We start from the raw sequence: 12,725 nt of genomic DNA, 5'->3' as shown, positions 1-12,725 counted from the left end.
CCTGCGCCGGACAGAATCAGATCGTTGGGCGGCATCGCTGACATCGGCTTGGGCGTCCTTCCTGCTGCCTGACCTGTGGCAGATCAGGCTTAACGAAGCCCCAACGCCGGTTCAGTAGCCGAAGGTGCGCCCTTCGGAAATCGCCCGCGCCAGCGCGATCTCGGCCCAGCTTCCGCTGCCGCCGCGGGCCTGGATCTCGGCCAGCTGGACGTGGGCGGCCGGGGTGTCGCCCGCTTCGACCAGCGCCTGCCCCATGTAGGACCGCGCCAGAAGGTTGTCGGGGTCCGCCGCCAGCGCCTGCCGGTAGTAGGCCATGCCGGTGTCGACCTCGCCCAGGCGGCGATGGACGAAGCCCAGGTAGGTCAGCACGCGCCCTTCGGTCTGGTCGGTCATCGCGGCCAGCACCGCGAGCGCTTCGTCGTAGCGGCCCGCATAGGCAAGCTCGCGCACCGCGTCGTAGCGGGTGTCGTCGTCCAGACGCGCGTCCTTCGGCGCCACGCAGCTTTGCGCGTCGGCGTCCCAGATCTGACCTTCGGCGCAGCGTTGCGTCGTTTCGGTCGGCGTCGGTGGGCTGGTGCCGTCTTCGGTTCCCACGGCAAGGGCGGCCGAGGGCAGGGCGAGGGCAAGGGCGATCAGGGCAGAACGCATCGAAGGGCTCCGGGATGGGGCATCAGGGATGAAAGGCGCGGCCAAAAGAAAAGGGCGGCAGGACGCCGCCCGATCCGATGGTGGCGGGCAGGTCTCAGCTGCTGGTCACAGGCACGCAGGCCTGCGTCGCCGCGTCCCAGGTCAAGCCTTCGACACAGGACATCGCGGTGGTTTCGTGGGCCTTCCCGGCACTGCACTGGGCGATCGCAAGGCTGGGTGCGGCACTTATGGCCAGAGCGGCCAGAAGCAATTTGATCTTCATAGGTCTCTCTCCTGTTGCACGCATCCGAAGGTAGCACTGCCCCGACAAAGGTCAAAGCCCGTAGATTAGGCAGAAGCGAAACGCCGCCGTCCTGGCAGCCCGCCCCCCAACGCCCCTCTGCCGCCCCGCCGCCACCCTCTCGGGCCCGCCTCCGGCGCGCCGGCCCTTGGCTTCGGCGGTCAGTCCGCGTATACGCGCGCCCTGATCTTCGGCGGAGACGACCCATGCAGGGCAGCGCGAACCTCAACATCATGATCAAGGCCGCGCGCAAGGCGGGCCGTGGCCTTGTCAAGGACTTCCGCGAGGTCGAGAACCTGCAGGTGTCCTCGAAAGGCGCGGGCGACTTCGTCAGCCGCGCCGACATCGCCGCCGAGAAGACCCTGAAGGACGAGCTTCTGGGCGCGCGCCCGAACTATGGCTGGCTGGCCGAGGAAGAGGGCGAAATCCCCGGCACCGATCCCACCCGGCGCTGGATCGTCGATCCGCTCGACGGGACCACGAACTTCCTGCACGGCCTGCCCCATTGGGGCGTGTCGATCGCCCTGGAACACAAGGGCGAGATCGTGTCCGCGGTGGTCTTCGATCCGGCCAAGGACGAGATGTTCGTGGCCGAGAAGGGCGCGGGCGCCTGGCTGAACGAAAGCCGGCTGCGCGTCTCGGACCGCCGCCACCTGATCGAGTCGATCTTCGCCACGGGCCTGCCCTTCGGCGGCCGGACCGACCTTCCGGCGACGCTTCAGGACCTCGCGCGGCTTCTGCCGGCGACGGCAGGGGTGCGGCGCTGGGGGGCGGCGGCGCTTGACTTGGCCTATGTCGCCGCCGGCCGCCTTGACGGCTACTGGGAGCGCGGCGTGCACGCCTGGGACCTGGCCGCTGGGCTTTTGATCGTGCGCGAGGCCGGCGGACTGGCCGAGCCGATCCGGGCCGGGGCCTCGATGCTTGGGGATGGCGAGATCGTCGCCGCGAACGCGCAGGTCTTCGACGCCTTCGCCAAGGTGATCCGCAACGCGTGATCCGCCGGGGGCGCGCGGTGTCAGCCGGGCGTCCTGTCGGAAGGGTGGTTGACCCCGTCGGCCCAGGGGATCGGCCCAAGGTCGCGCGGGTTCACGCCCTCGATCGCGCCCAGGTTCACGCCGTATTCGTTCGGGTTCGACCTTCGGCGGTGGTGGGTATGGGTGCCGCAGACCGCGCAGAAGTAATGCTCGGCCGTCATCGTTCCCCACTGGTAAAGCGTCAGGCGTTCGGAGCCCCGCACCACGCGCAGTCCGTCGAGCGGGGCCGAGACGACGACCGTCCCGCGCCGCCGGCAGTACGAACAGTCGCAGCGCCGCGCCGTGGACAGCCCCGCCGACAGCCGCGCCTCGATCACCACCCCGCCGCAGTGGCAGGTGACGCGGACGGGGTGCGGCTTCGGGGCAGGGCGGTCAGTCATCGCCGGGGCACCCGTGGCACGCCGGTGCGCTGCCAGCGGTAGTGTGCCTCGGGGTGGGCGGGATGTCCCTGCGTCCGCCGCCAGAAGGCCGGGCCGCCAAGGCGCAGCCAGACCGGGAGCGTCAGCAGAAGCCCGGCCGCGAAGCCCCCGGTGTGCGCCCAGTAGGCCACGCCGCCCTCGTCGCTTGGCGCCCCGAGGCCGCCCAGGATCTGGATCCCGAACCACGCGCCCAGCACGAAGGCCGCCGGGATCGGCACCACCCGGATGATCACGACGAAAAAGAACAGCACATCCACCCTCGCCTTTGGAAACAAGAGCAGATAGCCACCCAGAACCGCCGCGATCGCGCCCGAGGCCCCGACCATCGGAATCGTCGAAGCGGGGTCCGCAAGGATCTGGATGGCCGCCGCGCCAAGCCCGCCGGCCAGGTAGAAGGCAAGAAAGCCAACGTGCCCCATGCGGTCTTCCATGTTGTCGCCGAAGACCCACAGGAACAGCATGTTGCCGGCCAGGTGCATGAACCCTCCGTGCAGGAACATCGAGGTCAGCATGGTCCCCGGCACCTCGCCGACCCAGGCCGGGACAAGCCCCCAGGTATAGAAGAATTCGTTCAGCGCCCGGGCATCGCCGAAGAGCGAGACATAGGACAGGAACACCAGAACGTTGAGCCCGATCAGCGCGTAGGTCACCAGGGGCCGGCGCTGCGAGGGGTTGTGGTCGCGGATCGGGAACATCGCTGGTCCGTGGTCTGAAGGCGGGGCACGCGGGGCAGGGCCTTGCCCGGCGCTTCGTCCAGACTTAGCCCCTGAGTCCCTTCTTGTCGCCTCTGATCGCGCGGACTTGACAGCCGCGCGCGCCGTGCCACCCTTTCGGGCATGAAAGCGGTCCTGACGGCTCTTGCCCTTCTTGCCGCCGCCCCGGCGCTGGCCGAGGCGTGCCCCCCCGCGCCGGATATCGCCGCCGATCTCGACAGCCTGATCGACGAGGCGCGCGCGGCGCCCACCGAACGGTTCGCGCGGCCCGTCGCCGAGCGCATGTGGGCGCTCTGGACACAGGCCCCCGACGCCCGCGCGCAAGAAATGCTCGACCAGGGCATGGCGCGCATCCGCAGGGCCGACTACCCCGGGGCGGTCGCGGCGCTGGACGATCTTGTCGCCTATTGCCCGGACTATGCCGAAGGCTACAACCAGCGCGCCTTCGCCAACTTCCTGCAAGGAAACTACCGGCTGGCGCTGGCCGACCTCGACCTGGCGCTCGAGCGGGCGCCGCGCCACGTGGCGGCGATGTCCGGGAAGGCGATGACGCTTTTCGGCCTAGGCGAACTTCGGGCCGGGCAGGAGGTTCTGCGAGAGGCGCTTGAGCTCAACCCCTGGCTCAGCGAACGTGCACTTCTGGACGAGCCGCCCGGTGAAGAACTCTAGCGGCACCGGAGGCCACGGGGCTTGCCACGCCCCGTCCCGCTGACTTACCCACGCCGAAGCGGTTCGCACAGCGCCCGGTCGGGGCGCGCGCCAACCCCGCGCCGTGCGGGCGTGATGGAATCGGTAGACATACCGGACTTAAAATCCGGAGGGGGCAACCCCGTGTGGGTTCAAGTCCCACCGCCCGCACCAAGGGGCCGCGTCTGCAGCCGGGTCGCGCCGGACCTATCCGGCGGCGCGCGCGACGCGGTCGAGAGCCGCCTCGAGCCGGTGCCGGTCGATCGGCTTGGGCAGGAAGTCGTGCATGCCGACGCGGGCGTATTTCTCTTGCGCCTCGTCGCCGACATGGGCGCTGCAGGCGATGATCGGAACGTCGCACATCGGCGCCTCGCCCGCGCGGATCTGTTCGGCGGCACTGACGCCGTCCATGCCCGGCATCATGACATCCATCAGGATCAGGTCGTAGGGCGTGCGCATGGCCGCCTCGACCGCCTGGAACCCGTTCGAGGCGATCGTGACCTTGTGCCCAAGCCCCTCGAGGAAGTCGCGCATCATCGCCTGGTTCAGGATATCGTCCTCGGCCAGAAGCACCGACAGGGGACGCGTGGCGCGTTTCTGCGGGGGCACGGGTTCGGCCCGGTCCGGGGCGGCCGTCGGCGCCAGGGGCAAGGTCACCTCGAAGAAGAACACCGATCCTTCGCCGGGGGTGCTGGTCACGCCGATCTCGGCGTCGAGGCGGCGCGCGATATTGGCGCAGATCGACAGGCCAAGCCCCCAGCCTCCGCGATCCTTGCCGAAGTCGGTCTCGATCTGCACGAAGGGCTTGAACAGGCGGTCGATCTGGTCGGGCGTCATGCCAGGGCCGGTGTCCTCGACCTCGAAGCGAAGGCGCGTCGCATCGCCGTCGCGCGCGACCTGGTCGACCTTCAGCGCGACATGGCCGGTCTCGGTGAACTTCACGGCGTTGCCAAGGAAGTTGTTGAGCACCTGCTGCAACCGGGTCGGGTCGGCCCGCACGAAGCGGGGCAGGGCGCGGTCGACCGTGACCGACAGCTTCAGTCCCTTGTTCTGCGCGCTTGAATGCCACCAGTCGGCGATCTGGTCGATCAGCACGAAAAGGTCGATGGGACGGGCGTCGATGCGCATCCGCCCCTCCTCGAGATGGCTGAGGTCCAGAAGATCGGTCAGCAGGTTCATCAGCACGCCGCCCGCCTTCAGGATCGCGTCGACATGCGAGGTGCGCTTGGCGTCAAGCGAGGACAGCCGCAGAAGTTGCGCGAACCCCATGATCGCGTTCATGGGCGTTCGGATCTCGTGGCTCATCGCGGCAAGGAAGCGCGACTTGGCGCGGCTTGCCTCTTCGGCGGCCCGCGCCGTGCGCACGAGTTCGCGTTCCACGGCCTTGGCGCGCGAATTGTCGAACAGGATCGCGACGCTGTGCAGGTGCCGGCCTTCGGCGTCCGATATCTTCGTGGCCGAGAACAGCATCGGGACAATGGTGCCGTCCTTGCGGCGGGCGTCGAGCGGGACGTCGTGGCAATGCCCGCTTGCGTCGAACCGGGGCGTCCAGGTGGTTTGGCCTTCGCCAAGGAAGGCCGTGCCGGGTCGTCCCAGCATCTCGTCGGGTGTATGGCCCAGGAACGCGGCCCAGAAATAGCTGACGGCAAGGATGGTCCCGTCCGGTGCCAGCACTTCCATGAAGACTGGCGCCGAGGCGAGGAACGCAGGGAACGCCCCGCCGGCGCCCGGGGTCGAGGCCCAGTAGTCGATGAGTTTGTCGGGCACGACCATGATCCGCTGCCGAAATACAATCGGAAGTATAGTGAGTTTAACACCTACAACCCAAGGTAATTCTTCCCGGCGCGTGGGTGGAAGATTGTCGCAGGCGAGGGGCCGTCGGCGACGCTGGCCGATTGTCATCGGCCACGGCTTTGACGCATGATGGGCAGACGTCGTGGGGACCGGCGGCGGCAGGCGCTGAACGTTCCCGGGGGCACGGACGCCCGGAGCTTTGGTTATGTCCGACGACAAGATCTCGCGCGTGATCCGGCAGCGCCCGTCCGACCGGCGGGCGGACGACGACCCGCTGCGCCAGGCGCGCTGGGACAAGCGGCTCGAGGCGGCACGGGCGCGGCGGGCGCAGGTGCTGTCCGAAAAGCGGGCGCGCGGCGAGGCTCCGGGGCAGACCCTGATCTCGCGCCGTCCCTGGGAGGACGAGGGCGCGGGGCCGCTGGGCCCCGCTGCCGATGTTCCCTCGGATGCCGCTCCGCAGCCGAGCGTGCAGGACCCGGTGCAGGTTCCCACGCAGGTCCAGGGGCAACCGCCGGCGCCACCCGCCCAGCCCGCGAGCCGTGTCCTGCGTCTTGTGCCCAGGTCGCCCGAGGCGCTGCCCGACTCCGATGCCCCCGATGCCCCCGACCGGCCCGCGTCAAGCTTCGAGTCGGCGGTCGCGGCGGCCTCGGGAACGCCGCAGACGCAGCCGCCGCTACCGCTGGAGTTCCCGGTGGAGCGCGCGCCCGATCCCGAGACCCAAACGCTTGCCCGCCGGCGGCGGGTCGGCCCTCTTGCGCTTGTCGGAGGCTTTGCCATCGGCGGTCTCGTGGCGCTTGGGGTGCTTTTCATGGGCGGTGAGGCGGGTCTGGGACCTGATGCCGCCCAGCCGTCGGGCGGCGCCGATGCCCCGGTGACGGCACCTACCGCCGCAACGCCCGCGCCCGCGCCCTTGGCCGAGGCGGCCGAGCCGGTGATGACCCCGCCGCCCGCGCCGCCGGTCAGTGCGCCCCCCGCTTCGCCTGCCGCTCAGCCCACCGAAGCGGCCTCTCTTCAGGACGAGGCGACCCCGCAACCCGAGGTCGTGCTTGATCCGCCGCGCGCGATCGACCTTGCGGCGCTGAATGCGATTGCTCTGGGCGCACCTCCCGCAGCCGAGCCCTCGGTCGCCGGAGCGCTGGCCGGCCTGGTCGATGCGCGCGCCCCGCGCAGTTTCGCGCCGCCACCGCTTCTGCCGCCCGATGATCCGGTCCTCGCGGGGCTGGGGGTGCGCGCGCAGGTCAGTGCGCCGTCGGCGCGGCCGGGACCCCAGGTGCCGGACGGAGCAGAGGTCGTGGGCCTTGCCCGCCCTTCAGCCGCCGCGCCGCAAGCCACGCCCACGGGGTCTGCCGCGCTTGTCCCGCCGTTGGCCGAGGCGATCCCGGCCCGGCTGCCCGATCCGGCCGGCGGTGTCGTCGCGGCGCTGGTTCCTGCCGCCTTCGCGGGGCTGCCCGAGGGCGACGCAGCGCCCGAACTTGCACCGCTCACCCTGGCCCTTCCCGCGCCCCGGCCGTTGGCCCTCTCCCCCGTCGCGGCGCCCATCGCCGAGGCCGCCCCCGCGCTGTCGGTCGACGCCCCTGCGCCCCTGCCGACCGCCGCCCCGGCGCTAGTAGATGAGGCCCGGCCAGAGGAGACACAGCCCGAGGCGGTGGCCTCTTCAGCCGCGCCGGACGGGCCCGCCGACACGCCCGCGGCCGCGCCGGCTGCCGTTCCGCCGCCGCGGGCAGATGCAGTGCTTGTGCACATCCTGGTCCCGCGCGACGCGGCGCCGGGTGGGGCAGATGCGGTGCTGGAACGGATCGGGGCGACCGGATACCTCAGCCGCGACCCGGCCCAGGTCGGGGTCACGATCCGCCAGACGCAAGTGCGCTTCTACCACCCCGAGGATGCCGCCGCCGCTGCGCTGATCGCCGATGCGGTGGGCGGGCCCGCGCGCGATTTCACCGGGTTCCGGCCGCAGCCGCCCGAGGGAACCGTCGAGGTCTGGCTCAAGGGGGAACCCGCGCCTGCGCCCGAGCCGGTCCGCGCCCCGGTCGCGGTGCGCGCCGCGCCCGCACCCGCGCCCGCACCGGCGCCGCCTCCGCCGCCGCAGCCCGTTGGCTACTGCTGGCGCGGAGAGCCCGGAACGCCGGGCGCGATCCGCGTTCCGATCGTGGATGGGCGCTGCGCCTGGCCGTGACGTGACGCGGGCACGGTGCGCGCCGTGCCAGGCCGTCTCAGTTGGTTGCGTCCGACGACCCGCCGCCGCCCCCGGCCGCGAGGCCAAGAAGAAGCAGCACGCCAAGGATCGCGCCTCCGCCCCCCGCGGACAGGCCACCGCCGCCGCCGTCGCCTTCGCCGCAGGTCACGTTGAGACGCCCGCCCTCGGCATATTCTGCCGACAGCACCGGGCGCCCCGCGCAGGCGTCGACCGCGCGTGCGCGCTCGAGTGCGTCCTCAGACCCTGCCTGCGCGACCGTTTGCGACGGCATCGCAAGGGCAAGGGCAATGATTGCCAGGCTGCGCCTCATGCCGGTGTTCCCTTCACGTTTGACCGGTCAGGCATAGCACCGGCGGACAAAAAGCCCAAGTCCCAAGCCGGGGTCAGGTCCGCACGCCCGCGAAGCGCGACTGCCAGTCGGCGCGTTCCTCGTCGGTGATCTTGCGAAACAGCACCTCGGGCACGGTGAAGGCGTGGCCCGGGGGCAGCGCGGTCAGCGCCGTGTCCACATCCTCGGGCCAGTCCGCATCGTCGGTCTGCATCGCCGCCAGCATCGCGTCGGACGCGTCGGGGATGAACGGGCGCGAGATCACCGCGTAGAAGCGGATGAGATTGAGCGCGAGCCGCGTGATCGCCGCCGCCCGATCCGGGTCGGTCTTGACCGCCGTCCAGGGCGCGGCGGATTGCAGGTATTCGTTGCCCAGCACCCAAAGCGCCCGCAGCGATGCGGCCGCCTTGCGCACCTCGATCGCCTCCATGTGGCCTTCGTAGGCCGCAAGCTCGGTCTTCAGCCGGTCGATCAGGGCGGCCTCCTCGTCGCCCCACGCGCCGCCCGCCGGCACCTCTTCGCCGAACTTCGAGCGGCAGAACTTGGTCACCCGGCTGACGAAGTTGCCCAGGACGTCGGCAAGGTCCTTGTTCACGCTGGCCTGGAAGTTTTCCCAGGTGAATTCGCTGTCCGAGCTTTCGGGGGCATGGCTCAGAAGCCACCAGCGCCAATAGTCGGCGGGCAGGATCGACAGGGCCTGGTCCATGAAGACGCCGCGGCCCTGGCTGGTCGAGAACTGGCCGCCGTCGTAATTGAGGTAGTTGAACGACTTGATGTAATCGACAAGCTTCCACGGCTCGCTAGATCCGATGATCGTGGCGGGAAAGCTCAGGGTGTGGAAGGGCACGTTGTCCTTGCCCATGAACTGGACGTAACGCACGTCGTCCGCGCCCTTGTCGGTGCGCCACCAGCGCTCCCAGTCGGCGTCGGGGCGGCCCTGTTCATCGGACCATTCCTTCGCGCAGGCGATGTATTCGATCGGCGCGTCGAACCAGACGTAGAAGACCTTCCCCTCCATCCCCGGCCAGTCCGCGTCGCCGCGCCTGACCGGGATGCCCCAGTCGAGATCGCGCGTGATCCCGCGGTCCTGAAGCCCGGCGCCGTCGTCCAGCCACTTGCGGGCGATCGAGGTGGTCAGGATCGGCCAGTCGGTCTTGCTGTCGATCCAGTCCGACAGGTCCCTGCGCAGCGCCGACTGGCGCAGGTAGAGGTGCTTCGTCTCACGAACCTCGAGGTCGGTCGATCCCGAGATGGCCGAGCGCGGGTTGATCAGGTCGGTGGGGTCAAGCTGCTTGGTGCAGTTCTCGCACTGGTCGCCGCGCGCCTTGTCATAGCCGCAGTTGGGGCAGGTGCCCTCGATGTAGCGGTCGGGCAGGAAGCGGCCGTCGGCCACCGAATAGACCTGCTTTTCGATCACTTCCCCGATCAGTCCGTTGTCGGCGAGCCGGCCGGCGAAATGCTGGGTCAGGCGGTGGTTCTGCGGGCTTGACGAGCGTCCGAACTTGTCGAAGCTCAGCCGAAAGCCCTCGGACAGCTCTTTCTGGACCTCGTGCATCCGCGCGCAGTACTCCGCCACCGGCAGTCCGGCCTTCGCGGCGGCAAGCTCGGCCGGGGTGCCGTGCTCGTCTGTGGCGCAGAGAAACAGCACCTCGTGGCCGCGGCCGCGCATGTAGCGGGCATAAAGGTCGGCGGGCAGCTGGCTGCCGACAAGATTGCCCAGATGCTTGATCCCGTTGATGTAGGGGATCGCCGAGGTGATGAGGATGCGTGCCATGGGGCCCTTGCCTGATGCTGACAGGGCGGTTCCTTAGCCCAAGCCGCGCGGCCCGTCACCCCCGCCCGTCACCCCCGACCTTGACCCCTGCCACCCCCCGGCGCCGCGGGCGGTTCGTCGTCCGGCGGCGGGGCGCCGCGGGCGGGCTCTTCCCGCTGGCGGCCCAGCAGCCGGCCGATCACGAACGAGGTCCGCGGCGAATAGACATAGCGCGTGCGCGTCGCGGCCGGACGCTGGCGCATGCGCAGAAGCCCGAAGACGATCAGCAGGAGATGCGCGGCCGAGACGAAGGCGAACATCGCCCCGGGCCCGAACGTGGCGATGAGGCCCGACACCACCAGCGGCGAGGCGATGGCGCCAACCGCGTAGAGGAACATGAGCGCGGCCGAAAGCTCGACCCGTTCGTGGCTTTCCGCGAAGTCATGGGCATGGGCCGTCGCGACCGAGTAGATCGGAAAGGTCGTCGCGCCGAACAACGCGGCCGCCGCGAACACGGGCAGCGTCCCGGCCCCGCTGACTAGCACCGTCACCGCGCAGGATGCGGTTGCCAGGATCGACAGCCAGATCAGCACCCAGCGCCGGTCGTAGGCGTCCGCCGCCCAGCCCGCGGGGTACTGGCTGAGCGCGCCGCCGGCCACGAAGGCGGCAAGGAAGAGGGCGATCTGGTCGGCGCTGAGCCCCACCTCGATCCCGTAGACCGGCCCGACCATCCGGAACGCGGAGGTAGTGACGCCCGAGACGATCACCCCGGCCGACGCCAGGGGTGACCGGTCCCAGGCCAGGCGCGGGCGCAGGCGGGGGGCCGGGGGCGTTTCGGGTTCGCGCACACGGGTCAGCGCGAACGGCAGCATGGCGGCGCAGCAGAAGATCGCAAGCACGTTGTACGAGACGTAGGCGGCCGGTTCGAGCACCCCGATCAGAAGCTGCGCGCCAAGCGAGGCCAGGATATCGACGACACGGTAGGTGCCCATGGCGCGGCCGCGCGTCTCGTTCGTGACGCGGGCCTGAAGCCAGCTTTCGATGATCGTGTAGCAACCCGCGACGCAGAAGCCCGTGAGCATCCGCATAAGGGCCCAGGCATAGGGATCGACGAAGATCATGTGCGTCAGCGTGCCGATCGTGCCGAAGGTGACGAAGGCGGCGAAGGCGCGGGAATGGCCGACATCGCCCATCAGCCGGGGCGCCCACCAGCAGCCCAGGAAGAAGCCCACGAAATGGGCCGAGCCCAGAAGGCCGATCTGCGTCGTGGTGAAGTCGAGCGCGACCCCCGACAACGCGTCGAGCGGCGCGATGCCGCCCACGCCAAGCTGCAGGAGTGCGACCGACAGGAAGAGGGCGGAAAAGGAAAGCAGCAGTCGCATGTGTCGCCGGAAGGTCCTGCGCCCGGTGTGCCCCGGAAGCGCGACCCGGCGCAAGCGCCGCGTTCGGGCGGTCAGCCCGCGGCGCGTTCGATCCGGGCGAGGATGGTCAGGTCGATGCGGTCGCCCACAAGCCCGCCGAAGCCCGCCGCGCCGAAGGCCTGCCGGCTCAGCGCGCCCTTCAGGACGATCGACATCCGGTTGCGGTCGCCCGCCTCGGTTCCCTGCTGTCGGAAGAACTGGGCCTGAAGCTGGATGGGCTGCGTGACGCCGCGGATCGTGATCTCGCCGTCCACCAGCGCGCCGGTGGGCGTCTCGGTGACGCCGGTCGAGCGGAAGCTGATGGCGGGAAACCGCGCGGCGTCGAGCACCTCGGGGCCCTTCATCGCCAGCGTCGCGTAGTCGGGTCCCGCGTCAGCCTGGTCAGCCCGCATCACCGCGGCGACACGGCTGTTCGCGGGCCGGTCGAAATCGAGCACGATCTCCGCGCTTTCCACCGGCATGCGCCCGTTCACCGGCTGCCCGGCCATGACATAGGCGAAGCCGACGGTCGAAAGTTCGGGCTGCAGGCGGTAGGGCACGGGGTCCGCGGCGGCGGCAAGCGCCGTGGAAAGAAGAAGGGCAAGGACGAGGAGCAGCCGCATCGGTGCACTCTAGCGCCGCGGCGGGGCGACGTCGTTCATCTTTCGGTGAGCGGCGCGCGGAGGGGAAAGGGCCGGGGGCGCTGCCCCCGGACCCCCGAGGTATTTTCCGCCAGAAGAAGCCGAGGGCGTTTCGGAAGGTCTTCTGGCCCCAAATACCTCCGCCGGAGGCGGACGGCGCGCTAGGGCGCGAGCTGCAAGCCGTCCGCGCCCCAGCACAGCGTCCAGTCGGCCTCGGGCGCGGTGCGCGCGCGGCGGCGGTAAAGCGCCCAGGCCCGTGCCGCCCGCGTCGTGCCCTGATGGCGGGGGCGGATCTCCCACCGGCTTTCGGCCCCCGCCGCGCCACCCCGACCGGGGGTCAGAAGCAGCCCCAGCGGCACCAGCCCCCCCTCGGCCGCGCCGGTTTCAGCGGCAAGCTGGAGACGGCGGACCGGGGTCAGGGCGGGGGGCGCGGGCAGGTCGGCCACGACAAGCGGCACGGCGCCTGCGCGCAGCGTCTCTTCCATCGACCACAGCAGGTCCTCGGCCCGGCGCGGGCTGACCAGAAGCAGCCGCCCGGGATCGAGGAAGGACAGCACGCCTTCGGGGTTCAGGCGGTCGGGCGTCCAGGCCGGGGCGATCCAGACCACCGGCCCGGTCGTCGCCCGGGCCAGCGCCAGTGCCAACGTGCGTCGGGCAGGGCCGCAGAATTCGTGCACCCGGCCGGGGGCGAGGGTCAGCGCGCCCAGAAGCCGCTGGGCCGGGGCGGCGGCCACCGCCGGATGGCGGGCCGAGCGTTCGACAAGGTGAGGGGCCGCGTGACGGGGCATGACTGGAGGATAGAATGTTCACTTTATGTTCTCAAGTCTTTCC

General features: G+C 70.4%; 13 protein-coding genes and 1 tRNA gene. 4 read left to right on the top strand and 10 right to left on the bottom strand.

The genetic code is table 11. From position 1 onward, the window contains the following. Positions 1 to 111: 111 nt before the first annotated feature. Positions 112 to 648 carry a tetratricopeptide repeat protein gene (locus ACRDNQ_RS15085; RefSeq protein ID WP_431829514.1) on the bottom strand — a complete coding sequence of 179 codons (537 nt, stop codon included), beginning with the start codon at positions 646 to 648 and terminating at the stop codon, positions 112 to 114. 94 nt (positions 649 to 742) lie between these two features. Then, positions 743 to 910 (bottom strand): carbohydrate-binding module family 14 protein, encoded by a 168-nt coding sequence (locus ACRDNQ_RS15080; protein ID WP_431829513.1) that lies wholly within the window; start codon positions 908 to 910, stop codon positions 743 to 745. A 224-nt stretch (positions 911 to 1,134) separates the two neighbouring features. Between ACRDNQ_RS15080 and ACRDNQ_RS15075 the strand changes: the two genes are divergently transcribed. Further along, positions 1,135 to 1,923: an inositol monophosphatase family protein gene (locus tag ACRDNQ_RS15075; RefSeq protein WP_431829512.1), complete on the top strand. Its 789-nt coding sequence runs from the start codon at positions 1,135 to 1,137 to the stop codon at positions 1,921 to 1,923. Between the two features lie 20 nt (positions 1,924 to 1,943). Here ACRDNQ_RS15075 and ACRDNQ_RS15070 read toward each other — a convergent pair whose 3' ends face one another. Together ACRDNQ_RS15070 and ACRDNQ_RS15065 are read right to left on the bottom strand one after the other, a co-directional pair. Continuing rightward, on the bottom strand, positions 1,944 to 2,342 hold the full coding sequence (locus ACRDNQ_RS15070; RefSeq protein ID WP_431829511.1) for a GFA family protein: 399 nt from the start codon (positions 2,340 to 2,342) through the stop codon (positions 1,944 to 1,946). Further along, entirely contained in the window at positions 2,339 to 3,076 is a 738-nt protein-coding gene (locus tag ACRDNQ_RS15065; protein WP_431829510.1) for a rhomboid family intramembrane serine protease, read from the bottom strand. The genes ACRDNQ_RS15070 and ACRDNQ_RS15065 overlap by 4 nt, the downstream gene beginning before the upstream one ends. Before the next feature lie 141 nt (positions 3,077 to 3,217). On the opposite strand from ACRDNQ_RS15065, the gene ACRDNQ_RS15060 reads away from it, so the two are divergent. Continuing rightward, complete coding sequence (locus tag ACRDNQ_RS15060; protein ID WP_431829509.1) at positions 3,218 to 3,763, top strand: tetratricopeptide repeat protein; 546 nt, start codon at positions 3,218 to 3,220, stop codon at positions 3,761 to 3,763. A gap of 105 nt (positions 3,764 to 3,868) precedes the next feature. Continuing rightward, a tRNA-Leu gene (locus ACRDNQ_RS15055) sits at positions 3,869 to 3,955 on the top strand. A 33-nt stretch (positions 3,956 to 3,988) separates the two neighbouring features. Here the strand turns inward: ACRDNQ_RS15055 and ACRDNQ_RS15050 are convergent. Then, a complete protein-coding gene (locus tag ACRDNQ_RS15050) occupies positions 3,989 to 5,548 on the bottom strand; it encodes an ATP-binding protein (RefSeq protein WP_431829508.1) in 1,560 nt (519 codons plus the stop codon). A 232-nt stretch (positions 5,549 to 5,780) separates the two neighbouring features. Between ACRDNQ_RS15050 and ACRDNQ_RS15045 the strand changes: the two genes are divergently transcribed. Beyond that, positions 5,781 to 7,751 carry a hypothetical protein gene (locus ACRDNQ_RS15045; protein WP_431829507.1) on the top strand — a complete coding sequence of 657 codons (1,971 nt, stop codon included), beginning with the start codon at positions 5,781 to 5,783 and terminating at the stop codon, positions 7,749 to 7,751. A 37-nt stretch (positions 7,752 to 7,788) separates the two neighbouring features. Here the strand turns inward: ACRDNQ_RS15045 and ACRDNQ_RS15040 are convergent, their stop codons facing one another. The 5 genes from ACRDNQ_RS15040 to ACRDNQ_RS15020 all read right to left on the bottom strand — a co-directional run bounded on the left by ACRDNQ_RS15040 (position 7,789) and on the right by ACRDNQ_RS15020 (position 12,682). After that, the gene (locus tag ACRDNQ_RS15040; RefSeq protein WP_431829506.1) at positions 7,789 to 8,082 is read right to left on the bottom strand and encodes a hypothetical protein; all 294 of its coding nucleotides are present in this window, start codon (positions 8,080 to 8,082) and stop codon (positions 7,789 to 7,791) included. Between the two features lie 73 nt (positions 8,083 to 8,155). Further along, complete coding sequence (gene metG, locus ACRDNQ_RS15035; protein ID WP_431829505.1) at positions 8,156 to 9,874, bottom strand: methionine--tRNA ligase; 1,719 nt, start codon at positions 9,872 to 9,874, stop codon at positions 8,156 to 8,158. A 68-nt stretch (positions 9,875 to 9,942) separates the two neighbouring features. Further along, positions 9,943 to 11,235, bottom strand: coding sequence for an MFS transporter (locus tag ACRDNQ_RS15030; protein WP_431829504.1), 1,293 nt, complete (start codon positions 11,233 to 11,235; stop codon positions 9,943 to 9,945). A gap of 71 nt (positions 11,236 to 11,306) precedes the next feature. Then, positions 11,307 to 11,876: a YceI family protein gene (locus ACRDNQ_RS15025; RefSeq protein WP_431829503.1), complete on the bottom strand. Its 570-nt coding sequence runs from the start codon at positions 11,874 to 11,876 to the stop codon at positions 11,307 to 11,309. Positions 11,877 to 12,055: 179 nt separating this feature from the next. Continuing rightward, positions 12,056 to 12,682, bottom strand: a complete 627-nt coding sequence (locus tag ACRDNQ_RS15020) for an ImuA family protein (protein ID WP_431829502.1) — start codon at positions 12,680 to 12,682, stop codon at positions 12,056 to 12,058. Positions 12,683 to 12,725 lie beyond the last annotated feature (43 nt).

This window comes from Saliniferula longa (genome assembly GCF_050789285.1).
GTDB lineage: Bacteria > Pseudomonadota > Alphaproteobacteria > Rhodobacterales > Rhodobacteraceae > CAVPWP01.
This window is presented reverse-complemented; position numbering and strand designations above follow the sequence as displayed.

What these genes read in the sequence shown, in the direction of transcription:
- ACRDNQ_RS15065 (WP_431829510.1), bottom strand. Translation starts at nt 3,076, where the DNA reads ATGTTCCCGATCCGCGACCACAACCCCTCGCAGCGCCGGCCCCTGGTG.
- metG (WP_431829505.1), bottom strand. Translation starts at nt 9,874, where the DNA reads ATGGCACGCATCCTCATCACCTCGGCGATCCCCTACATCAACGGGATC.
- ACRDNQ_RS15030 (WP_431829504.1), bottom strand. Translation starts at nt 11,235, where the DNA reads ATGCGACTGCTGCTTTCCTTTTCCGCCCTCTTCCTGTCGGTCGCACTC.
- ACRDNQ_RS15080 (WP_431829513.1), bottom strand. Translation starts at nt 910, where the DNA reads ATGAAGATCAAATTGCTTCTGGCCGCTCTGGCCATAAGTGCCGCACCC.
- ACRDNQ_RS15040 (WP_431829506.1), bottom strand. Translation starts at nt 8,082, where the DNA reads ATGAGGCGCAGCCTGGCAATCATTGCCCTTGCCCTTGCGATGCCGTCG.
- ACRDNQ_RS15075 (WP_431829512.1), top strand. Translation starts at nt 1,135, where the DNA reads ATGCAGGGCAGCGCGAACCTCAACATCATGATCAAGGCCGCGCGCAAG.
- ACRDNQ_RS15025 (WP_431829503.1), bottom strand. Translation starts at nt 11,876, where the DNA reads ATGCGGCTGCTCCTCGTCCTTGCCCTTCTTCTTTCCACGGCGCTTGCC.
- ACRDNQ_RS15060 (WP_431829509.1), top strand. Translation starts at nt 3,218, where the DNA reads ATGAAAGCGGTCCTGACGGCTCTTGCCCTTCTTGCCGCCGCCCCGGCG.
- ACRDNQ_RS15085 (WP_431829514.1), bottom strand. Translation starts at nt 648, where the DNA reads ATGCGTTCTGCCCTGATCGCCCTTGCCCTCGCCCTGCCCTCGGCCGCC.
- ACRDNQ_RS15020 (WP_431829502.1), bottom strand. Translation starts at nt 12,682, where the DNA reads ATGCCCCGTCACGCGGCCCCTCACCTTGTCGAACGCTCGGCCCGCCAT.
- ACRDNQ_RS15070 (WP_431829511.1), bottom strand. Translation starts at nt 2,342, where the DNA reads ATGACTGACCGCCCTGCCCCGAAGCCGCACCCCGTCCGCGTCACCTGC.
- ACRDNQ_RS15045 (WP_431829507.1), top strand. Translation starts at nt 5,781, where the DNA reads ATGTCCGACGACAAGATCTCGCGCGTGATCCGGCAGCGCCCGTCCGAC.